Source organism: Streptomyces sp. NPDC052910, from assembly GCF_055585605.1.
This window is the reverse complement of sequence record NZ_JBVJJR010000010.1, coordinates 82,212-102,920: the sequence shown is the minus strand read 5'-3', so window position 1 is coordinate 102,920 and position 20,709 is coordinate 82,212. Positions and strand designations below refer to the sequence as shown.

Annotated in this window: 16 protein-coding genes and 1 pseudogene; 13 read left to right on the top strand and 4 right to left on the bottom strand. The window is 71.5% G+C overall.

Going from position 1 to position 20,709, the window contains the following annotated elements:
• The first annotated feature begins 128 nt into the window (after positions 1-128).
• The 3 genes from ACZ6X9_RS28710 to ACZ6X9_RS28700 all read left to right on the top strand — a co-directional run bounded on the left by ACZ6X9_RS28710 (position 129) and on the right by ACZ6X9_RS28700 (position 1,989).
• The gene (locus tag ACZ6X9_RS28710) at positions 129-1,148 is read left to right on the top strand and encodes a beta-ketoacyl-ACP synthase III (RefSeq protein ID WP_469780916.1); all 1,020 of its coding nucleotides are present in this window, start codon (positions 129-131) and stop codon (positions 1,146-1,148) included.
• Between the two features lie 77 nt (positions 1,149-1,225).
• A complete protein-coding gene (locus ACZ6X9_RS28705) occupies positions 1,226-1,573 on the top strand; it encodes a VOC family protein (RefSeq protein WP_469780915.1) in 348 nt (115 codons plus the stop codon).
• Between the two features lie 281 nt (positions 1,574-1,854).
• Positions 1,855-1,989: a hypothetical protein gene (locus ACZ6X9_RS28700; RefSeq protein ID WP_469780914.1), complete on the top strand. Its 135-nt coding sequence runs from the start codon at positions 1,855-1,857 to the stop codon at positions 1,987-1,989.
• Positions 1,990-1,998: 9 nt separating this feature from the next.
• Here the strand turns inward: ACZ6X9_RS28700 and ACZ6X9_RS28695 are convergent.
• Together ACZ6X9_RS28695 and ACZ6X9_RS28690 are read right to left on the bottom strand one after the other, a co-directional pair.
• Positions 1,999-2,238 (bottom strand): annotated as a pseudogene (locus ACZ6X9_RS28695) (thioredoxin domain-containing protein); the annotation flags it as partial.
• 265 nt (positions 2,239-2,503) lie between these two features.
• The gene (locus ACZ6X9_RS28690) at positions 2,504-2,989 is read right to left on the bottom strand and encodes a MarR family winged helix-turn-helix transcriptional regulator (RefSeq protein ID WP_469780913.1); all 486 of its coding nucleotides are present in this window, start codon (positions 2,987-2,989) and stop codon (positions 2,504-2,506) included.
• Between the two features lie 214 nt (positions 2,990-3,203).
• Here ACZ6X9_RS28690 and ACZ6X9_RS28685 point away from each other — a divergent pair, with 214 nt between their 5' ends.
• Positions 3,204-4,718: an MFS transporter gene (locus ACZ6X9_RS28685; protein WP_469780912.1), complete on the top strand. Its 1,515-nt coding sequence runs from the start codon at positions 3,204-3,206 to the stop codon at positions 4,716-4,718.
• A gap of 256 nt (positions 4,719-4,974) precedes the next feature.
• Here the strand turns inward: ACZ6X9_RS28685 and ACZ6X9_RS28680 are convergent, their stop codons facing one another.
• Positions 4,975-6,279, bottom strand: coding sequence for a CHAT domain-containing protein (locus ACZ6X9_RS28680; RefSeq protein ID WP_469781025.1), 1,305 nt, complete (start codon positions 6,277-6,279; stop codon positions 4,975-4,977).
• A gap of 100 nt (positions 6,280-6,379) precedes the next feature.
• Positions 6,380-8,854, bottom strand: coding sequence for a hypothetical protein (locus ACZ6X9_RS28675; protein WP_469780911.1), 2,475 nt, complete (start codon positions 8,852-8,854; stop codon positions 6,380-6,382).
• 172 nt (positions 8,855-9,026) lie between these two features.
• On the opposite strand from ACZ6X9_RS28675, the gene ACZ6X9_RS28670 reads away from it, so the two are divergent.
• From ACZ6X9_RS28670 to ACZ6X9_RS28630, 9 genes are all read left to right on the top strand, one after another.
• On the top strand, positions 9,027-9,425 hold the full coding sequence (locus ACZ6X9_RS28670) for a hypothetical protein (RefSeq protein ID WP_469780910.1): 399 nt from the start codon (positions 9,027-9,029) through the stop codon (positions 9,423-9,425).
• 1 nt (position 9,426) lies between these two features.
• Positions 9,427-10,380 carry a hypothetical protein gene (locus ACZ6X9_RS28665; RefSeq protein ID WP_469780909.1) on the top strand — a complete coding sequence of 318 codons (954 nt, stop codon included), beginning with the start codon at positions 9,427-9,429 and terminating at the stop codon, positions 10,378-10,380.
• 691 nt (positions 10,381-11,071) lie between these two features.
• Entirely contained in the window at positions 11,072-12,469 is a 1,398-nt protein-coding gene (locus tag ACZ6X9_RS28660) for a condensation domain-containing protein (RefSeq protein ID WP_469780908.1), read from the top strand.
• Between the two features lie 706 nt (positions 12,470-13,175).
• A complete protein-coding gene (locus ACZ6X9_RS28655) occupies positions 13,176-13,997 on the top strand; it encodes an IclR family transcriptional regulator (protein WP_469780907.1) in 822 nt (273 codons plus the stop codon).
• A 227-nt stretch (positions 13,998-14,224) separates the two neighbouring features.
• Entirely contained in the window at positions 14,225-14,572 is a 348-nt protein-coding gene (locus tag ACZ6X9_RS28650) for a response regulator transcription factor (RefSeq protein ID WP_469780906.1), read from the top strand.
• Between the two features lie 187 nt (positions 14,573-14,759).
• A complete protein-coding gene (locus ACZ6X9_RS28645) occupies positions 14,760-16,094 on the top strand; it encodes a wax ester/triacylglycerol synthase domain-containing protein (protein WP_469780905.1) in 1,335 nt (444 codons plus the stop codon).
• Positions 16,088-17,545 (top strand): MFS transporter, encoded by a 1,458-nt coding sequence (locus ACZ6X9_RS28640; RefSeq protein ID WP_469780904.1) that lies wholly within the window; start codon positions 16,088-16,090, stop codon positions 17,543-17,545. Before ACZ6X9_RS28645 ends, ACZ6X9_RS28640 begins: the two co-directional genes overlap by 7 nt.
• Positions 17,546-17,616: 71 nt before the next feature.
• The gene (locus tag ACZ6X9_RS28635) at positions 17,617-18,990 is read left to right on the top strand and encodes an NAD(P)/FAD-dependent oxidoreductase (RefSeq protein WP_469780903.1); all 1,374 of its coding nucleotides are present in this window, start codon (positions 17,617-17,619) and stop codon (positions 18,988-18,990) included.
• A gap of 167 nt (positions 18,991-19,157) precedes the next feature.
• The gene (locus ACZ6X9_RS28630; protein WP_469780902.1) at positions 19,158-20,666 is read left to right on the top strand and encodes an acyltransferase domain-containing protein; all 1,509 of its coding nucleotides are present in this window, start codon (positions 19,158-19,160) and stop codon (positions 20,664-20,666) included.
• Positions 20,667-20,709: the final 43 nt, after the last annotated feature.

The following is a 20,709-nucleotide window of genomic DNA, read 5'->3' as shown; positions in this document are numbered from 1 at the left end:
ACCCTTTAGCTTCCGACCGATCGGTTGCTATATTCCCCGGCATGGCGGCGCCCCGCGCCCCGCCTCGAGGCGGGTCACCCCCCAGGCACACCGCGCCCGCCGCGCCGCACCGAAGCGAGGAGAACGACATGCCGGGTTCCCGCATCACCGCCCTGGGCCGCTACCAGCCGTCGCGTGTCCTGACCAACGACGACCTGGCGGGCATCGTCGACACCAGCGACGAGTGGATACGCCGGCGGACCGGCATCGCCACCCGGCGGATCGCCGCCGAGGCCGAGTCGGTCACCGACATGGCGGCCGCCGCCGCGTCCGACGCCCTCGCCGCGTCCGGCCTCGCGCCCGCCGACATCGGACTGGTCACGGTGGCGACCTGCTCGGCCGTCGACCGCTGCCCCTCGACCGCCGCCCAGGTCGCCGGACGGCTCGGCATCCCCTCGGCCGTCGCCTACGACCTCAACAACGGCTGCGCGGGCTTCTGTACCGCCCTCGCCACCGCCGACCACGCCATCAGGGCCGGCGCCGCCCGCCATGCCCTGGTCATCGGCGCGGAGAAGATGTCCGACGTCACCGACTGGACCGACCGCAGCACCTGCGTCCTGCTCGGCGACGGCGCGGGAGCGGCGGTCGTCAGCGCCGCCGGGCACGACGGGACCGGACTCGACGGGACCGGACACGACGGGACCGGCCGCATCGGGACCGGTCACGAGAGGACCGGCCCCAACGGGATCGGACCCGTCGTCTGGGGCTCCGACCCGACGCGCTCCGACGCCGTCCGGCTCGTCGGCGATTGGCACCCGCGCTTCGCCCAGGAGGGCCAGACCGTCTTCCGCTGGGTCACCGCCGAACTGCCGGCCCTCGCCCGCGAGGCGTGCCGCCGCGCCGGCCTCGCCCCGTCCGACCTCGCCGGCGTGGTGACCCACCAGGCCAACCTGCGCATCATCGAGTCCGTCGTACGCCGACTCGACCTGCCAGAGCACGTGGTGGTCGCCCAGGACGTCGTGGACTCCGGCAACACCTCCGCCGCGTCAGTCCCCCTCGCCCTGGCCAAGCTGGCCGAGCGCGGCGAACTCCCCGCCGGCGGCCCCGTCCTGCTGCTCGCCTTCGGCGGCGGGATGTCCTGGGCGGGCCAAGTCGTCACGTGCCCCTGACCCGGCACGCCACCGTGCCGTAGGGTGCCGGGCGAAGAGGGTGTCCCCACGTCCCGCGCCCATCACCTGGAGTGCCCATGGCCGTTCGCCGCGTCGTACCCGACCTCCGTACGACGAACCCGCGCGAGAGCCGCGCGTTCTACGGCCTGCTGGGCTTCGAGCAGGTCATGGACCACGGCTGGATCGCGACCCTCGCCTCCCCGTCCGCCCCCGCGGCCCAGCTCGGCATCACCACCGGCGACAAGACCGCACCGGTCACCCCCGACCTCAGCATCGAGGTGGACGACGTGGACGCGGTCCACGCGGCCCTGCGCGAAGCCGGCGCGGAGATCGTCCACCCCCTCCAGGACGAGGAGTGGGGCGTACGCCGCTTCTTCGTCCGCGACCCCGACGGCCATGTGGTCAACGTACTGAGCCACCGCTGACACCACGTGCGCCCTCCGGCTCACGGCGGACGGTACGGGGCGCACCCGAACCGAGAGGTGCATCTGCACCGAGGGGCGCACCCGCACCGAGAGGCGTACCGGGACAGAAAGACGTCCACGCCCCGTGCCGCCTCACCGATGATCCGTCTCCCGCCGCGCCCCTGCCGCCTCACCCCCGGGCGCGACGGGCGCGCCGCCCCGCGTGCCGGTCGAGCGGTACGGGCGGGACCGACGGCGTGCACGCGCAGTACTCCGGGGACTGGTAGCTCGACTCGCCGTACATGACCCTGGGGTCTCGGTTCGGCGAGCTCAGGAAGTACCGGGGCACCTACACGCACCTCCACGAGACCGGCAGCGTCAGCCTCAAGAACAAGGGCGAGGTGTGGATCGCGTACGGGAAGCCGGCCGGCTGCTGACCTCATCCTTTACCCTCGGCTGCGTCCCGGCCGTGCGGAGCGTGAGAGTTGCTCGCGCACCCCATCCAGGACCGGGATTGATGTGCGGCTGACCCGCCACGATGCCGGTCGGCGCCGTCTCGTTGCCGTCGTCGGCTGCCCTCACCGCTGCGGCTCCGGTGGGGTCGCGCCAGATGTCGGCCCAGTGCCCCTGGCGGGCCCTGCGGCCCACCGGATGCGCAGCCGCATGCAGGACTTGCAGGCGGGTCGCCGTACCTGGTCAACGCCCTGACCCTGCGCCGGGGAGTCGTCCAGGGGTCCTGTGGGAAGCCGTGTGGTTCCAGTACGCCCTGGACTGAACGGACTGGGCAGCCAGGGTGCTGAACGTCCTCACGTGCCGGGGCACCAGCCGCGTGAGGGGGTCGGCGCCTTCGGGCATGTCGGCAGCGGTGGTGCGGTCGGGGGGCGCGGGGGGCCGCCCCGCACGTAGCTGGCCCTTGGCTGTGAGCGTCGACTCCTCGCGGATGGTGGGCGGTTACCGGTTCCGGTCGCCTTCGGTCAGGTGGCGGGCGAGGGTTTCGTGGAGGCCGTCGAGGAAGTCCTCGAACTGCTCCAGCACCTCGGCGGGGTAGCGGTCGAGGAACGTGCCGAGGAGGGCGGCGACCGGGGAGAAGTACTCGTCGGCCAGCCGCTGTGCCTCCTGGCCGGTGCGCAGGGTGACGACGCGGCGGTCGGTGTGCTCGCGGGTGCGGGTGACGTGGCCGGCTTTCTCCAGGCGGTTGATCAGGGCGCTGGTGGCGGCGGGGGAGAGCTGGATGCGGCGGCTGAGGCGGGCCGGGGTGAGGGGGTCGCCGCGGTGCTCGGCGTTGATGATCTCGACCAGGGCGGTGCCGTCGGTGGTGTGCAGGCCCAGCCATCCGGCGAAGCGCCGACCGTACTCGGCGTAGTCGGCCGCGTACATCCCCAGGCGTTCCACCAGGCGTTCCTGCTGGGCGTCGAGGCCCTTCGTGCGCCGGCTCATCTGCTGTCCCCTCGGGTGGTCGGCACCGGCCCGCCGCGGACGCGGGCGGGTTTTGACATCCTGACACGCCCACCTTAGATTCGATTATCGAATGATTCCAAAATCGAAGCTTATGGAGGCGTGCCCGGTCGGACCGGCCCGCCTGGGCCCGGGCCCGGCGGCCGCCGGCGGCCGCCCCGCACCCCCTTCCCGCACTGTTCGAAGGACTTTCCCCATGGCCATACCCGCCCCCGCTCCACAGGCTGCGGCCGATCCCCGGCGCTGGAAGGCGCTGGTCTTCATCTGCCTGGCGCAGTTGATGGTCGTGCTCGACGGCACGATCGTGAACATCGCCCTGCCCTCGGCCCAGCACGATCTGGGCTTCTCCGACGCCGGCCGGCAGTGGGTGGTGACCGCCTACTCGCTGGCCTTCGGCGGCCTGCTGCTGTTCGGCGGGCGCATCGCCGACCTGTGGGGCCGCAAGCGCGCCTTCATCACCGGCGTCATCGGCTTCGCCGCCGCCTCCGCCCTGGGCGGGGCCGCGGTGAACACCGGCATGCTGCTGGGCGCCCGCGCGCTGCAGGGCGTCTTCGGCGCGCTCCTCGCCCCCGCCGCCCTCTCGCTTCTGTCGGTGATGTTCACCGAGGCCAAGGAGCGCGCCAAGGCGTTCGGCGTCTACGGCGCCATCGCCGGCGGCGGCGCGGCGATCGGCCTGCTGCTGGGCGGGGTGCTGACCGAGTACCTCGACTGGCGCTGGACCCTGCTGGTCAACATCTTCTTCGCCGCCGCGGCCGCCGTCGGCGCCTTCCTGCTCGTCCACGACCCCCGCACGACCCGCCACGGTCACCGGCGCCTGGACGTCCCCGGCGTCCTGCTGGCCACCGGCGGCCTGATCACCCTGGTCTACGGATTCACCCGCGCCGGAACCCACGGCTGGAGCGCCGCCTCCACGCTCGCCCTGATCGGCGCCGGCCTGGCCTTGCTGATCGTCTTCGTGGTGGTGGAGCGGCGGGTGAAGGCACCTTTGCTGCCGCTGCGCGTCGTCCTCGACCGCAACCGGGGCGGCGCCTTCCTCTCCCTGGGCATCGCGGTCGTGGGCATGTTCGGCCTGTTCCTCTTCCTGACCTTCTACCTCCAGACCGTCCTGGACTTCAGCCCGTTGCTGTGCGGGGCGGCGTTCCTGCCGATGACGGCCGGCATGATGATCGGCGCCACCCAGATCGGCACCCGCCTGGCCCCCCGCGTGCCCGCCCGACGGCTGCTCGTCCCCGGCTTCCTCCTCGCCGCCGCCGGCCTGGTCATCCTCGCCCAGATCACCCCCGACAGCTCCTATGCCGCCGTCGTCATGCCCGGCATGTTCGTCATGGGCGCCGGCATGGGCACCGCGATGATGCCCGCCATGAGCCTGGCCACCCACAACATCGCCCCCCAGGACTCCGGCATCGCCTCCGCGATGGTCAACACCTCCCAGCAGATCGGCGGCGCCATCGGCACCGCCCTGCTCAACACCATCGCCGCCGGCGCCACCACCACCTACACCCACGCCCACACCCCCACCGGCCCCACGGATGCCGGACGCCTGCACCTTCAGGCGATGGTCCACGGCTACTCCACGGCCATCTGGTGGGCCGCCGGCCTGCTCGCCCTCGCCGCGGCCATCGCCGCCCTCCTGATCGACCACGACCCCCGCACCCCCACCACGGCCGCCGGCACCGACGCCGACAACCGCCACCTGACCACCGTCGGCTGAACCCAGGGCGACCCGGAACACCCGGGGGACACGAGGGCGAAAGCGGGTACGCGGGGCACCGCTGCCCTCCGGCTCGGCCGGCCCGCCGCCCGCCACAGCGCCGAAGCCCCTGCGGCGGGCGGGGACATGGGGACCACGTGGCGATGACGGCATATCAACGAGTTCCGCGTCCTGAGCCTCGCTGTTCCGGCGGTCGCCCACCACTGGGGCGGGCACTCGCCGGCGCGGTGGCTGCGGCGTGTGGACCGGGGGTGGGTCAGGCCCCCGCGTGCAGGTACCCGGCCCAGAGCGAGGGGGTGCCGGGGAACTCGTCGCGCAGCGCCAGGACCGACGTCCGGAGCGCGGCCGCGGAACGGGCGCAGTGCAGGCCCTCGGTGTCCGACAAGGAGGCGTAGAAGGCCTTCGCCACCGTCGCCGAGGTCACGTCGTCCACCTCCCACAGCGTGCCCACCACATGGCGGAAACCGGCCAGTTGGAACGCGCTGGTCAGGTGGATGGCTTCGTCCAGGAGATCCGGCGCGGCGGTGTAGGTCGTCCGGCAGGCCGACAGGTAGGCCAGCTCGGCCCGCTCCAGCGCCACGGAGGCGATCCCGGCGACGTTCAGCGCCCTCGTCCGGTGGTCGGACAGCAGCAGTCGGCTGCGCGAGGGATCGACGGCGTCGGTGACCGCGTGGCACGCCAGGTGGATGACCCGGGCGTCGACGAGCCCGGCCAAGACCGCGGCCCGTGTGGCTGCACCGGTGAGGACCGTCGGGTCCGGCAGCACCGCCGCCACCGCGGCCGCCTCCTCCGAGGCCCCGAAGAGCGGAGGGGCGCCCGGGGTGGCCGGCATGGCGACGATCAGCGAGCGCCCCGGCCCGCCACCGGCCGGCCGCGGGCGCCGGGCATGCCGCAGGGCACGGATCGTGGGCGTGTACGAGGACACGACCCGGTCCAGGACCGTACGGCCACAGCCCCCGGCGGATTCGGCGTGGTGCCCGGCGGCGTGCAGCGGCAGCGAGCCCAGCAGGCCGCCGGGGGACCACCACACACGGGGCGGCTCACCGCCGCGCCCGGAACCCGGGCCGATGCCCAACGCCAGCAGGACCGGCTCCGCGGCCACGTCCCAGAGCCATCCCAGGATGCCGTTCAGGGTCCGCTGCGCCTCCTGTTGAACACGCCAGTGGGTCTGCGGGTCCGCGATGACGGCGAGCGTGTGGTGGAAGAGGTCGGCCTGTGAGGTCAGCTCCGCGTGGGAGAGGCGGGGCAGCGGCAGGTGCCGCACATCGCCGCTGGTGACCAGGAGGGCGTCGCAGCGTGTCTCGTCGCAGTTGAACACCACGATCGGCCCCTCTTCCGCCGTGGCGAGGAGCGCCTCGGGCTCCGGCGGCCGGGCGAACGAGGTGAAGCCCTCCAGGCCGCGGATCTCCTCGATCGTGGCCGTGAGTTCGGTGGCGGCCCGGGGGCGGCCCAGGGTCGTGTTGTCCTCGCTGTCGAGGAGGTTGCGCAGGTCTACGAAGCGGTCGGCGAGCTTGGGATGGCGCTGCCGCAGGTCGGAGATGTCGCCGCGGGTGTCGAGCATCTGGCTGAGGAGGACCGTGCGCCCCTGTTCCAGAGGCCGCAGGGCGCTGTGCGCGGCGTGCGGCAGGAGGGGCAGGTACGGCACGTGTGGGTGCCGCTGCTCACCCGCGTCGAGGGCCGCGGCCGCGGTGAAGGTGACCAGGGCCGAGTGGTCCTTCACCGCGTGTTGCTGATCGGCCCGCGCGATCCGGCGCGGCGCGGTGAGGGGGATCAGTTCGACGGCGTACGTCAGGAGTTCGAGGGCGGCCAGCACGTCCACGGGATAGAGCATGACCGCGGCCGCTTGTGCCGAGCGGATGCGTTGGGACGCCGCGAGGGTCTCGCTGCGGGCTGCATTTTGGAGATGCGACGGCCGCCACGATGCCGAAGGGGATCGTCGTCTGGCCGGTGAGCTCGTCGAACGCCTGAATCACCGCGTCGGGTTCGGTCGCCTCGGCCTGTTCCTTGTGGGCGATCCCCAGGTTGTGGTGGAACATCCCGAGGGCGGCGTGGTCGGGCGGTGCGAGGTCGAGGACGCGCCGGCACAGGGCAACGAGGTCGTCTACATCGACCCGTTCGGGATTGCGCCGCCGCTCCTCCAGGAGTGCGACCACCAGAGAGGTGAGCGTCGGCAGCGTGACCGGGTCGTTCGTCGGCAGCGCGTCGGCGGCGCGCCGTGCGTACACCAGGGCCTCGTCCAGATCGGCCGCTCGGCCGCTGTGGCCGTAACGGCGCAAGAGCGCGTTGCTGGCCCCCGACAGCACGATCGAGGCCTCGAACTTGTCCGGTTGCCACGACTTCACCGCGCGCCGCAGCAGGTCCACGGCCTCGTCCAGTTGTGTGGAGTCATGGGTGCGCTCGTAGAGCCGCATGAGCGCGAACCCGAGCCCGTGCAGCTCCCGGGTTTCGATGGCAGCGGCAGTGGTGTGCAGCCGCCGCAGTGTCCGCACGGCGTCGTTCAGGTCGTCGAGGCTGCCGGTGCGGGCGCCCCGTTCGGCCAGGGCCGTGCCGAGGTAGTACAGGGCGTCCATTCCGACGGTGCCGTGGAGCTGGTCCTCGCCCACGGTCCGCACGGCCTCGCGGTCGCGGTCGGCCGCCTCGTCCAACGCCGCGAGGTCCCCGGTGTGCTGGTAGAGGTAGGTCAGGGACACACCGAGCTGCACCAGCACACCGGGGCGGGCGGGATGGACTTCCGGGGCCGCCCCGAGCGCCTCGCGGCCGGCGGCGACCGACTTCCGGAGCGAGTCGAGCCCCTGGCCCGCGCGGTACCGGGCGCGGTGCACCTGGGTGGCCAGCCAGCCGAACAGCAGCACGTCGTCGGCCGAGGACACCTCGCGGACGGCGGCCGAATCCAGAAGCTCAGCGGCTTCGTCGAGGTCCTCGGGCCGGCGCGCGAGGAAGTACCGGAACCACAGGGCCCGGGTGAGCGCGCGGGTCAGGACGGCCCGGAGGTGGGGCGACGCCTGGTGGCCGTCCCGGTCGGCCAGTCCGGCACGGATCACCGTGACGGCCCGCCCCACGTCGTCGTCGGCGGTCGGCTGCCGCTCGATGCGCTCCAGGAGGGCGATGGCCAGTTTGCGGAGAAGTTCCCAGCACAGGGTGGTGTCGTCGTCCGGGATGAGGGCCAGCGCCTGCTCGTGGGCGTCGACCACGGCGTCCAGATCGTCCGGCTGGTGGTCGTGCTGGTATCGCAGCCAGTAGGCGTTGGCCCGCCTTATCGTCGGGTACGCACGTTGATGCGCCGTGTACGTGTCGGGCACCTCGTGCTCAAGCGCCGTCCATTGCCGGATCGCCTCGTCCAGGTCCGCCCGGTCGGAGCCCGTCGAGAAGCGCTTCTCCATGCCTTCCGCGACCGCCTCCCGCGCGTACGAGCGCAACTCGGGGAAGTCCATGACCGCGCGGCCCGCTGCCAGCACGTCGTCCCACCGGTGTTCCGCCCGCGCACGAAGGACCCGGTCGCGCAGCAACGAGGTGAGCATCCCCATGAGACCGTCCCGCTCAGCGGTGGTGAAGGGCTCCCGCAGCGCGAGGACGCATGCCTCGAACGCGGTGCGCAGGTCGTTGACGGACCCGGTGAGCCCGTGGCGACGGGCCAGGGCGATGGCGGGGTTGCCCCGAATGCCCGGCCCGCTCCGGTGGCCGGCCGGCGTGACCCGCGCAGCCCGGCTCAGAAGGCCGATGGCCTGGAACAAAGCATTGACGTCGCCCAGGACGTCGTACCGCGCGTACAGCACCGTCCCCAAGCCGCCCAGATGGACGCCGTACCGGTCGTTGTCCGGGTCCGCGTACTCCAGCAGGAACCGGCACCACGCGGCGAGCTCGGACAGGTTCTCCCCGACGTCCCCCTCGCCGGTGAGAACCTGGGCGAGCCGGGTGTCCACTTTCGTGCCGTACGCGTCCGCGATCTCCGTCCTGAGACCGTGGGGGATGAGGACCATCCGGTCGGGGAGGAAGTGCGGAGCCAGCATGCGCACCGCGTCGTCGAGATCGCACCGCGCACCGTGCCGTCCGTACCGGTACCAGTACAGATGGCCGAGGACGATCATGACCTGCCCGTCCGTGGGATCGCCGGCGACCAGCCGCGCCAGGTCGGCCATCAAGGCGGGGTCCGGGTCGCAGGAGGGCCCCAAGGCCCGCACAGCCCTCGCCAGCAGCTCGTCACGTGATGTCCGGCCCGGATCGCCCACCACAGCCGCCCCCAACTATGTTTCGCTGTCGCCCCGTTCACGCATGATGCCCTGAAAGCGCCGGCGCGCGGAGGGAGTCGGGATGGCAGAGGAAGAATCGACCGCAAAAATCAGGCAAGGCCTGTCGTACGTCTGCGAACATCTCGACGAACTGCGTGAACACCTGACCGAACTGGGCCGGACCGAGGAACTCGACCGGTTGAAACGTGCCGTCGTCGACGGCAACGAGGACCCTGCGACGCCACTCGACATCATCGACCGGATCATTCGCGCGAACGGCGACGCGCGCGGCGCCTACGGGCCCAGCGCCCGCACGCTTCCCGAGCCCGGGCCCGTCGGCGTGGGGCCCGCCGCCGAAACCGATGTCGCCTTCCTCTGCCCCCTGAGCGCCTGCGCACGCGTGGAGTGGGCGGAGCCCACCATGCGGCAGGCCCCGCGCTGCCAGATGGGGCAGGTCCCGCTGCGCTGGGTCAAGGGCTGAGATGGGCGGCCTGCTCACGGAGCTGGGCAAACGCCTGGCCGAGCGGTGGATGTCCCTGCTGGTGCTCCCCGGCGCGCTGTTCCTGGCCGCCGCCTTCACCGCCCGGACGCTCGGCCACATCCACGCCCTCGACCTGAATCTCCTCATCAGCGAGGCACAGACGTGGCGCCCGGCGCCCGGAGCGGGAGCCGGAGCACGACTCGCGCTCCTCCTACTGGCCGTGGCACTGCTGGCCGCCGCCGTGGGCCTCGTGGCCCAGACGCTCGGCTCACTCGTGGAGCGCCTGTGGTTCGCGGCCGACTGGGGCTCCTGGCCCCGGCCGCTGCGTGCCCTCGCACGGTGGCGGGTGGACAAGCGCCGGCAGCGGCGCGCCGACGCCATGGCCGCCTACGAGCGGGAGCGGCGGCGTTCCGGTGAGCTGCTGGCCTCCGGCACGCCCGGCGGCGGGACGGACCTGGGGCCGGCCCGGCTCGCCGTGACCCGCGTCTCGCCCGAGGAGCCCCATCGGCCCACCTGGTCCGGCGACCGGATGCACGCCGTCACCCTGCGCCTCGCCCGCGACCTGGACCTGGACCTGGCCACGGTGTGGCCCGCCCTGTGGCAGCTCCTCCCGGACGCCCCGCGCCGGCAGATCGAAACGGCGCGCGAAGCCCTCGACCGGGCCACCACCCTGGTGGCCTGGTCGATCATGTACGCGGCCCTCGCGGTCTGGTGGTGGCCCGCACTGCCGCTGGCCGCCACCGCGTACGTTACCGCCCGGCTCCGTATGCGCAGCGGTGTGAACGCCTACGCGGCGCTCATCGAGGCATCGGTCCACCTGTACGTCGCCGAACTGGCCGAGCGCCTGCACGTGCCCGCCCAGGGGGGCGTCGGCAAGCGCACGGGGTGGGAGATCACCTGCCTGCTGCAAGGCAAACGTCACCTCATCGACCTGACGGCCCACGAACCCCAGTAATCAGCGCCGACCAGGCGGCCGGGGGCATCGGCGGACCGCCCCGCCCGTTCGAGCGCCCGCTGGTCGTCGCTCTGCGTGATCGGTTCACTTCCCGAGATCGCAGAAGGCCCCGAGGCTGGTGATCGTCAGGCCGGGCTGATCCGGCAGTACCTCCCGTGCGAGGACAGCAAGACGCTGTGTATCCCCGCTCTCTGGGGACGGGCCGGGTCTCGGCGATCCGACCGAGGGCGGATTCGGCGTGTCCCGGCCGAGGCAGCACGGTCGACCGCGCCGACGACCCATCCGGTGACCAACCGGTCTGGCGAGTCGACACCTTGGTTGTGAGAGGACTTCTGCACATCGCGATCCGTGGAAACGTCATCGGCTCCGGCGCTCTCGCGGAACCCTCGCAGAACTCTCGCGACTGGTCATTGCTGAGAAACGGCTCAGCAGCCGGCCACGGCACGCCCGGCCGGCTCTCGGTTTCACCAGGCTCCCCCATTCCGGTGAGGTGGACGCATCCACAGGAGCCAGGGGGACGAAGTGGCCCTTGATGGCGGGTATGAAGCGATACGCGCGCCGCACGCACACCCAGGCCGCAAGATCATCCCGTGGCGGGTTTCCGGCATACCTGGAGTCCCAGGATGTCCCTCGTGTCGGCATTGCCGAAACTGAGGTGGCGTGCGCCATGCCGAAAGCGTCAGGAGGTCTTGTGATTCAGGTATCCGTCGAGCATGTGGACATCGCGCCGGGTCGCCTCGTCGAGTGGAGGGTGGTGTCGCCGAATATGCCAGGGCCGGCCCGCCAAGCCCGGCCGGATACCACGTCGTACAACCAGGCGAAGCACTTCACCGTTGCCGAGGATGCTCGCAAAGTGAACGACACCGTCATTTCCTATGTCGCCGGGACCTTCGACCTTCACGGCCGGATTGATCGTGCGGCTCTTGGCGCAGCCCTGCTGTACTTCGTTCGACGCCACGAGGTGTTGCGCGGTGTCTACCAGCCGCTCATCGGCGACGTGGCCTGCGACATCCTGGGGCCAGACGACGTGAGCCTTGAGGAGTACGAGGCGGGGTTCGCCGATTCCGCCACCGGGGTGCGTGAGTACCTGCACCAGACGTTTTGCACACTCGACCCCCTGGCGTGGCCGTTGATCCTGATGGGCGCCGTGCTGAGGGACGACTCCGCGACGGTATGGTTCGCCTGCGACCACCTGGTGACCGACGGTCTGTCCACGCCGATTGCCGTACATGACATCGCCACCGCCTATGACGCCTTCATCAGCGGCCGAAGCCCGGATCTGCCCGAGGTCGGCAGCTACCTGGAATTCAGTCGCGAGCAGCGCCGCAGAAACAGCTCCCTGAGAATCGACGACCCACGCCTCGATTACTACAAGTCGTTCATGGCCGATACAGGAGAGTTCTTCCCCGCCTTCTCTCTGGACCTGGGTGTGGAGCCCGGGCGTCTGTACCCCCCGACCAACGTGACTGACCATCTGCTCGCCGCGGACATGGTCGGGAGTCTGGACGCCGCATGCCGCAGAGTGGAAGGCAGGTTCTTCATGGGACTCCTGGCATCTGTCGCGGTCGCCCTCAAAAGGCAAGGAGGATCCGCTGTCTACCGGGGAATCATGCCGGTCAGTAATCGCGGAACCGGGCCTTATGCTCACAGCATGGGGTGGTTCGTCAACACAATGCCCATCGCCTTCTCCGTAGCCGAAGAACCGGACCTCGGTGCCGTCATGGCCAACGTGCGGAATGCTATCGAGGAGATGCAGCAGAATGTCGACGTTCCGTTCGTGAAGGCCTGGCAGTTACTGGCCCCGCGGGAGTACACGGAGATCCTCTTCTGGCCGTACGCCGTGAACTTTTTCTCCTACCTCGACTTCCGGCGCTCGCCAGGGGCGCAGCACCACGTGGCCCGCAACGCGAAAAAGCATGTATGGGTCTCGCGGACCGACGGCTATTGCCTATGGCTCCATCGCTGCGATACCGGCCTGTACATGAATTCCATCCACGCCGACACACCTCGGGCCCATGACACGAAAGCCGCTTTCCTGCGGGAACTCAGGCGGGCTTTGGGCAACCTCGCACAGCACGGTACGTTCTGAGCAGGGCAGACCGACGAGCGCAGCCGCCGGGTGACATGGTGGAGATGCTCTCGCCTCGGGGCAGAGCGTGTCCGTCTTCGCCACCTCGGCTGCCGCTCTCGGAACGCGGCTCGGCGGCGGGCCGGGACGCTGTGGCTCGCGGTGGTCCTGCCGGTCGGCTGTGTCGCGGCGGACGCGCTCACCGAACCCGCCGGGCGGGGATCCGACGATGTCCGACGCGCCACGCGGTCACCGTTCCGCTTCCGTGTGCTGATGATCCAGCACGCGGTCGTCCCGGCTCTCGTCGGCACGCTGCTCGCGGCCCTGGCCGCCGCGCCGTTCGCCGTGGCGGGCGTGTCGTAGGCCCCGGTGCTGGTGGCGATGCCGGGGCCGGGGCCGGTGCCGATGCCGGTGTGCGTGGTGCCGTTCGCGGCCGTGGCGGTCTTGGCGCCGCGGACGACCCCGACGGGCTTTCCCGGCGCGGGGCGCGGGGGCGGTGGGGGGAGATGTGGCCCCGATGCCGAGTTTCCGTGCTGCGCGGTGAGGTCCGTGGGCCGGGCCGGTGAGGTGCCGGCCGCTGTCCCGCCGCAGCCCAGGGTAAAGATTCCGTTTCACGTTCCGCTTGTCCGGCGTGCCCTGACGAGCTCCTGGTTCGCGGCCGGAAGTGGTTAGCCTGTGGACCGCGGTTGATCACCGCGCGAGGACAACCAGGGGGGTAGCGGACTTCATGGGCAGGAGCGGCGCTATAGGAGGAAGTACCCATGCCGACCGGGTGTTCCGGGTCCAGCGGGCGTTCACCGAGATCGAGGGACAGGTGCACGGCCCGGGCGAATTGGCCGAGATAACCGGGCTGGACGACTCCACCGTCCATCGCATTCTCCAGTCCGGTGTCCACGACGGCACGTTCGCCCGCGAGGGCCGCGGCCTCTACCGGCTCGGCTCCGGTGCCGCACGGCTCGGCCTGAAGGCGCTGTCGCACGCCCCCAATACCCGTGTCTCGCACGCTCTCCTGGAGGAGCTGCGCGCGGAGACCGACGAGGGGCTGGCCTTCCTCTTCGCGCTGGCGCCCTTCGGCGGGGCCAGGAAGCAGTGCCTGGACATGGCCGTCGGCGACTCCGACCTGTCCGAACTGGGCATCGGTCACCGGGCCTTCCTCGAGGTCTCCCAGTCGCTGCGCACGGGCGCCGCGGGCCGTGCCATACTCGCCCACCTGCCCGGGATCATCCAGGAGGCCGTCCTGGAGGAGCCGGCCCCGGCGGGCGCGGGTCCGGGGGCCTACCGTGACAACGCCGAACTCCTGCTGTCCCTCAAGGACGTACGGGCCCAGGGGGTCGCCTTCGACGTGGAGGAGTGCGCGGCCGGGTGGCTCGGCTGCGCGGCCCCGGTGCGCTGGGACGGGCTCATCATGGGGGCCGTCGTGGTGCTCAAGCCCAAGGACCGCCTCCCGGGCCGGCCGGGTCTGGTCCGTGCCACCAAGCGGGCGGCCGACGGGTTCAGCCGGGCGGGCGGCCACGGCGCCTGGTCGGCAGAGACCGCCAGTTCCTACTGAGTTTCCCCGAGGTTAACTTTTCGTTGCGCAATCGGCATGGAAAACGTGGCAGCGCGCTCCTGGAATGCCGTTTCTCGCGGGGCGGGAAACCGGAAAACGCGTATCCGTTTCCCGCCCCGCGGGAGAGCGGCGGGATTCCTTGACAGGGCGTGTCGCGAACCTCTGATACTGGGTTTCACGAAAGCCGGTGCTCCCACGCCCGGGCTTCGTCAAAAGGGGGAATTTCTGTGTCCTGTACCGTTGCCACGTGTTCGTACGCCTCGGTCGCGCGCGGCGCGTCCCGCGCCACCCACACAGCCGTCGACCACGTCGAAGTGGTGCCCTGGCAGCGGGAGTCGGAGCGCGTCGACCTGCTGTCCGAGCGTGAGCTCGAGGTCTTCGAGCTCCTCGGCGAGGGGCTGTCGAATCGCGGCATCGCGCAACGGATGAATGTGACGGAACGCACGGTCAAGTTCCATGTGGCCCGCGTGCTCGGCAAATTGCGCGTGGAATCCAGGCTGCAGGCCGGTCTGGTGGCCCACACCTACCGGTTCCTGTACCAAGGTACAGTCCCCCGGATGATCGTCGCTCGCTAGAGTCATTCACACGGCGGCTCGGAGAGCACGGGGGAGAGTGCGCGAACGCCGGCCCGGGAAAACCCTCCGCGGAGTATCGGCTTTCCAGGTCTCCGGCCGCCGCCACAGACTTCCGCGGCTCCATGCCCCTCGCGCACCCGCACGGCACCGGCGCACTGTCCCCCGAAGTGCTCGACTGGGAGCGGAATTGAAACGCCCACTCAACCCGATCGACGAGGTCTTCCTCTCCATGGGCCGGGAACCCGGCCTGACCCACGGCCAGTTCCTGAGGTTCCGCGGCAGCCCGCCCTCACTGGCGGAGCTCCACGACCACCTCGTGGCCAGGCTGCCCGGCCTGCCACGGCTGACCTGCCGGACGACCACCGCATCGGGCCGGGCGTACCAAGTGCCCAGCGCCTGCTTCGACATACGCGACCACCTGAGGGAGGAGGAGTTCCCCGCGGATACCACGCTGGACGAGGTGCTGACTGCCCTCGTACGACTGCCACTGCCGCGCGGCGACGGACCGATGTGGTCCCTCCACCTCGTCCACGGCTACGCGCCCGAGGAGTACGCGGTGTGCTACCGCGTCCACCACAGCACCGAGGACGGCATGGGTGCCGTGCACGTCGTCGGGTCCCTGTTCGGCGACGGTACGGAACCGCAGCGGACGGGCCGGGACGAGCAGGGACCGCTCTTCGGGGCGTGCCCCGACGAACTGGTCCGCGGGACGCTGAGCGTGAGCGCCGGCCTGGTGCGCGGACTGCTGCCCGTCCGGCGCTGGCCCAAGGCCCCCGAACCCCGCCCCGGCCACCTCGCCGTGTGCAGCACGAGCGCGACCCGGCGCGAACTCGGCGTGCTGGGACAGCGGTTCGGCGGCACGTTCAACGACGCCTTCCTCATGGCGCTCCGGGGCGCGCTCGCCACCTGGAGTGCCACGGGGGAGAAGGGCGGGGTGCGGTCCGTCTTCCGCGCGTCGCCCGTACCCGTCCGGATACCCCTGAGCACCCGGCGCACGGGCGAGGAGGCGGCTCCCGGGAACCACTTCACCACGGCGGTCGTCGCACTCCCCGGCCAGGGGCTGCGCAGCGACGCGGCGTTCGCGGATCTCGTCGAGGGCACCCACCGGATGCGGTCGCGGAGCCTGCGCCCCGCGAGCCGGGCGCTGGTCGCCCTGCTGCCGGCGGCTCTGACCCGATGGGCCGTCAGGCGCCTGCTCAGCCCCCGCTCCTCCCCGCTCTACGCCTCGAACCACCGCCAGTCGGCCTTCCTGTCCTTCAAGGGCGACCCCGTGATCGACGCGATACCGCTCGGCATGCTCCTGCCAGGCAACGCCCTCTCCGTGGCGCTGCTCTCCTGCGGCTCCCGGGTCCGGGTGAGCTTCCTCTACGACCGCAGACTTCCCGGGGCCGACCGGCTGGCGGATCTGTGGCGCGAGGCTCTGGACACCCTGTCCGCGCCGTCCGGGCCCACCACCGCGGCCACCGCCCGCTCCACCGGCACCTCCACGCCGTCCACTCATACGAAGGGTCCCTCATGCTGAGTCGGTCAGGTCCACGCGGAAACCCCGTCTGGACCCTCATCGTGACCGGGCTCGCGGTCTTCATGGCAGCGCTCGACAACCTCGTCGTGATCACCGCGCTGCCCGCCATCCGGGAGTCCCTCGACACGAGCCTGCAGGACCTCGAATGGACGGTGAACGCCTACACCCTGGCCTTCGCGGTGTTCCTGATGGCCGGCGCCGCGGCGGGTGACCGCTTCGGGCGCCGCCGGATGTTCCTGGTGGGCCTGGTCGTCTTCACCGCGGCGTCCGCCGCCTGCGCCCTGTCCGACTCCTCCGGGCAGTTGATCGTCGCCCGCGCCGTACAGGGCTTCGGCGCGGCCATCGTGATGCCCCTGACCCTGACCCTGCTGACCGCCGCGGTGCCCGAGCGCAAGCGCGGCATGGCCCTCGGGATCTGGGGCGCGCTCAGCGGCCTCGCCGTCGCCCTCGGTCCCGTGATCGGCGGCACCGTCGTAGAGAAGATCTCCTGGCAGTGGATCTTCTGGATCAATGTGCCGATCGGCATCGTGGTGCTGCTGCTGGGCGCGTGGAAGCTCGCCGAGAGCACCCACCCCGAGAGCTCCCTGGACATCGGCGGCACCGTGCTGGTCATCCTCGGCATGTTCGGCGTGGTCTTCGCCCTGGTACGCACCACCGATGACGGCTGGACCAGCGGCAAGGTGCTGGTCTCCCTGATCGGCGGGGTGGTGCTGCTCGTCGCCTTCGTGCTCTGGGAAGCGCGCGCCCGCCATCCCATGCTGCCGCTGCGGCTGTTCCGCAACCGTTCGTTCAGCGCCGTCAACGTGGCCAGCCTGATGATGTTCGCCGCGATGTTCGGGCTCGTGTTCCTGCTGACCCAGTTCATGCAGAACATCCAGGGTTTCTCCCCGCTGGGAGCGGGCGTACGGATGCTGCCCTGGACGGCCATGCCGGTCGTGGTCGCCCCGATCGCCGCCCTGCTCACCGCGCGGATCGGCAACCGCATCGTGGTCGCGGTCGGCCTGCTGGCCGAGGCCGTCGCGCTCGCCTGGCTCGCCTCCGTGGTCGGCCCGCACACCGCCTACTCCGACGAGGTGCCCGGCCTGGTGCTGGGCGGGATCGGCCTCGGGCTGTTCTTCGCGCCCGTGGCCGAGATGGCGATGAACGTCGTCGCCCCACGCGACCAGGGCATCGCCTCCGGAGCCAACAACACCTTCCGTGAACTCGGCGGCGTCTTCGGAGTCGCCGTCCTCACCTCGGTCTTCACCGCGCAGGGCGGATACGGGACGCCGCAGCAGTTCGTCGACGGCCTCGTCCCCGCCTCCTGGGTGGGCGCCGGCTTCGCGGCCCTGGGCTGTCTCGCCATCCTCACCGCCCCCCGCCGCTCCCGGGGCAAGCACGTCGCGGCACAGGGCGGGACACAGGAGACGGAGCTGCCGCGGGACGGCGAGCTCGTGAAGAACCCGCGCTGAGAGAGACAGCGGCAAAGCACCACCGGTTCTTCGGCGACCAGCCGGAAAACCGCACGACATGGGGGACGTACATGTACGACGTGATTGTGGTGGGAGCGCGGGTCGGCGGCGCCTCCACGGCCATGCTGCTCGCGAAAGCGGGATACAAGGTCCTGCTCCTCGACCGCGCCACCTTCCCGGGCGGGAAGGCCGCGGCCACCAATCTGGTCCACCCGCCGGGCATCCTCCGGCTGAAGAACTGGGGCCTGCTCGACCGGCTGACCGACACCGGCTGCCCGCCCATCCGCGAGTACGGCCTCAAGAGCGGCCCGGCGCAGCTCATGGCCCGCCTCCCGGCCGTCGACGGCGTGGACGAGGCGTACTCCCCGGACCGCGCCGAACTCGACCGCATCCTGCTGGAGGCGGCGATCGAGGCCGGTGCCGAGTTCCGTGAGGGCTTCTCCCTCCGCGAACTCCTCAAGGACGAGGACGGCACCGTCACCGGTGTGCGCGGCGAGTCCGGCGAGCGCGTCACCGCCGTCGAACACGCCCGCCTCGTGGTGGGCGCCGACGGCTCCAACTCCACCGTCGCCCGCCTCGTCGGCGCGGAGAAGTACGCCACGCGGCCCGTGCTCAACAAGAGCCACTGGTCCTACTGGGAGGGCATCCCGCACGACGGGAAGGTCCGCACCTACCGCCACGCGGGCAAGCACACCTTCACCTGGCCGACGCACGACGGCCTGACCATCGTCGGAGTGGCCCTGCCCGTCGGCGACTTCAAGGCCGGCAGCGCGGAGGAGCGCGACCGTACGGTCATCTCCGCGTTCGCCGAGGTGGACCCCGAGCGGGCCCGGATGCTGCGCGAGACCAAGCGGGTCGACAAGTGGCTGACGGGCGCGGTCCCCAACTTCCTGCGCCGCTCCCACGGCCCCGGCTGGGCACTCGTCGGCGACGCCGGCTACACCCGCGACCCGATCACCGCCTCCGGCATCACCTACGGGCTGCGGGGCGCGGAACTGCTCGCCGAGGCGATCGACTCCGGCCTGTCGGGGCGCACCCCGCTGCCGGACGCGCTCGCCCGCTACGAGCGGCGGCGCGACGAGATGGTGACCGGGCACTACCGCTACACCTGCGACCACGCGGTGATCGCGAACCATACGCGGGAGGAGATCGCCTTCATCCGCGCCATGAGCCGCAGCCCCACACACGGGCGGGACATGGTCGGCATGTTCGCCACCGTCGTCGACCCGGCGCACTTCTACTCCGCGCGCAACATCCACGCGCTCCTTGACCACCTCGAACCGGGCCCCGGCCCCGGCTGGAAGCTGCGCTTCGTCCAATGGCTGGCCCGCGGCCTGCCCCGGCACGTTCCTCCGGCGGCACGGCTCGCCGACCGCCTGATTGCCGAGAACCTCGGCCCGATGGGCGACTACCTCCTGGCCGCGCCCGCGCGACGGGCAGCCTAGCTCTTCTCTTCCCGGGTTCCGCCCCGGCCCCCGTCCCCGGCCACGTGATGCCCGCGGACGCGGACCGCGGTCCGCTGATCCGAGCCCGTCCGGCGACCGAGGACACGCGGCGCGGCCGTGCGCACCAAGGAACCCCCCGCACCCACACAAGCAACGGAGACATCGGCATGGCACAGAACACCGCACTCCTCTTCCCCGGCCAGGGCGGCTTCGACAGCGCGGCGCTGCGCATGGCCAAGGAGAGCTACCCCCAGATCCGCCGGGTATTCGAGCGGATCGACGCGGAGACGCAGAACCTCTTCGCGCGGCGGATCACGGACACCCTGTTCGGCCCGGAGAAGGCGGACCTCGGCGAGCTGCTCGCCGACGACTCGTGGGTCTCGCAGGTGGCCATCTACGCCGCGGGCCTCGCCGCGTACGAGACCCTCGCCGCCCAGGGCGTCGAGCCGGACGTCCTCGCGGGCCACAGCCTCGGTGAGATCACCGCCCTCGTGGCCGCGGGCGCCTTCTCGGTCGAGGACGGCGTGCGCATCGTCGCCCAGCGCGTGGCGGTCATCCAGCGGCAGCAGGGCATAGACGGCCGCATGCTGGCCCTCACCGCCGGCGCCGACCGCGTCCGCCTGCTGCTTGACCTGGTGAACGAGCCGCTGCTGGCCGTCGCCACCGAGAACCACGACGAGCAGACCGTGGTGAGCGGCCCGGACAAGGTCCTGGACCGTGTCACGGCCATCGCCCGGCAACTGGGCATCAACGCGATCGAGATCGACGCGCCCTTCCCCTTCCACACCCCCGCCCTGGCCCCGGCCGTCCCGGAGTTCGCCGCGTACGTCCGCAAGCTGGACCAGCACCCGCTGCACCGCCCGGTCTACTCGCCGATCCTCCAGCGCTACTACGAGCCCGACGACGCCCTGGCCGACCTGCTGGCGGAGCACTTCGTCAAGCCGGTCCGGTTCGCGACCGCGGTGCGCCACCTCCAGGAGTCCGGTGTCACCACCTTCGTGGAGGCGGGCGGGCGCCCCGCGCTGACCAAGCTCGTCACCCGGCTCACCCAGGGCTCCGACGTGCGCGCCCTGGCCACGCTCGCCCTCGACGGCGGCGGCCGCCTCGCCCTCGGCGCCACCCTGGACGTCCTGCGGGAGGCGGGCCTCGCGCACGCCGCCGGAGCCCCCACCCTCGGCGGGCTGCTGGCCCCGGCGGTGCCGGCCGACGTCTTCGAGGCGTACTGGGCGAAGCACGGCGACGACGTCCTGGTCTACGTGCGCGACGAACTCGCCGCGTTCCAGCGGGAGAACGTGCCCGCCGCCGTGCCCGCTGCCGTGCCCGCGGCCCCCGCCGAGGCGGCCGCCGCCCCGGCGACCGCCCCCGCCCCCGCCGCGACCGTCCCCGCCGCGAGCACCGGGCCGGACCGCGACGAGGTCTTCGCCGCCCTGCGCGCCCTCTACGCCGAGGCCCTGGAGTACCCCGAGGAGGTCTTCGAGGGCGGCGTGCAACTGGAGGCCGAGCTGGGCGTCGACTCCGTCAAGCAGGTGGAGCTGCTCTCCCGCGTCTCCGAGCGCTACGGCCTGCCGCCGCGCGAGTCCGGCTTCCGCCTCTCCAACTACAACACCATGGACACGATCGCCGACTTCGTGCTCGCCGAGCTGAGCGGCGCCCGCGAGCACGCCGGCGCGGCCTGACCACCGCACGCCCACAGCCCCGCTCGTTTCCTCGCTAGACGTG

What these genes read in the sequence shown, in the direction of transcription:
- ACZ6X9_RS28690 (WP_469780913.1), bottom strand. Translation starts at nt 2,989, where the DNA reads ATGAGCCGGCGCACGAAGGGCCTCGACGCCCAGCAGGAACGCCTGGTG.
- ACZ6X9_RS28685 (WP_469780912.1), top strand. Translation starts at nt 3,204, where the DNA reads ATGGCCATACCCGCCCCCGCTCCACAGGCTGCGGCCGATCCCCGGCGC.
- ACZ6X9_RS28630 (WP_469780902.1), top strand. Translation starts at nt 19,158, where the DNA reads ATGGCACAGAACACCGCACTCCTCTTCCCCGGCCAGGGCGGCTTCGAC.
- ACZ6X9_RS28635 (WP_469780903.1), top strand. Translation starts at nt 17,617, where the DNA reads ATGTACGACGTGATTGTGGTGGGAGCGCGGGTCGGCGGCGCCTCCACG.
- ACZ6X9_RS28670 (WP_469780910.1), top strand. Translation starts at nt 9,027, where the DNA reads ATGGCAGAGGAAGAATCGACCGCAAAAATCAGGCAAGGCCTGTCGTAC.
- ACZ6X9_RS28700 (WP_469780914.1), top strand. Translation starts at nt 1,855, where the DNA reads ATGACCCTGGGGTCTCGGTTCGGCGAGCTCAGGAAGTACCGGGGCACC.
- ACZ6X9_RS28680 (WP_469781025.1), bottom strand. Translation starts at nt 6,279, where the DNA reads ATGCTCGACACCCGCGGCGACATCTCCGACCTGCGGCAGCGCCATCCC.
- ACZ6X9_RS28640 (WP_469780904.1), top strand. Translation starts at nt 16,088, where the DNA reads ATGCTGAGTCGGTCAGGTCCACGCGGAAACCCCGTCTGGACCCTCATC.
- ACZ6X9_RS28665 (WP_469780909.1), top strand. Translation starts at nt 9,427, where the DNA reads ATGGGCGGCCTGCTCACGGAGCTGGGCAAACGCCTGGCCGAGCGGTGG.
- ACZ6X9_RS28710 (WP_469780916.1), top strand. Translation starts at nt 129, where the DNA reads ATGCCGGGTTCCCGCATCACCGCCCTGGGCCGCTACCAGCCGTCGCGT.
- ACZ6X9_RS28675 (WP_469780911.1), bottom strand. Translation starts at nt 8,854, where the DNA reads ATGGCCGACCTGGCGCGGCTGGTCGCCGGCGATCCCACGGACGGGCAG.
- ACZ6X9_RS28705 (WP_469780915.1), top strand. Translation starts at nt 1,226, where the DNA reads ATGGCCGTTCGCCGCGTCGTACCCGACCTCCGTACGACGAACCCGCGC.
- ACZ6X9_RS28655 (WP_469780907.1), top strand. Translation starts at nt 13,176, where the DNA reads ATGGGCAGGAGCGGCGCTATAGGAGGAAGTACCCATGCCGACCGGGTG.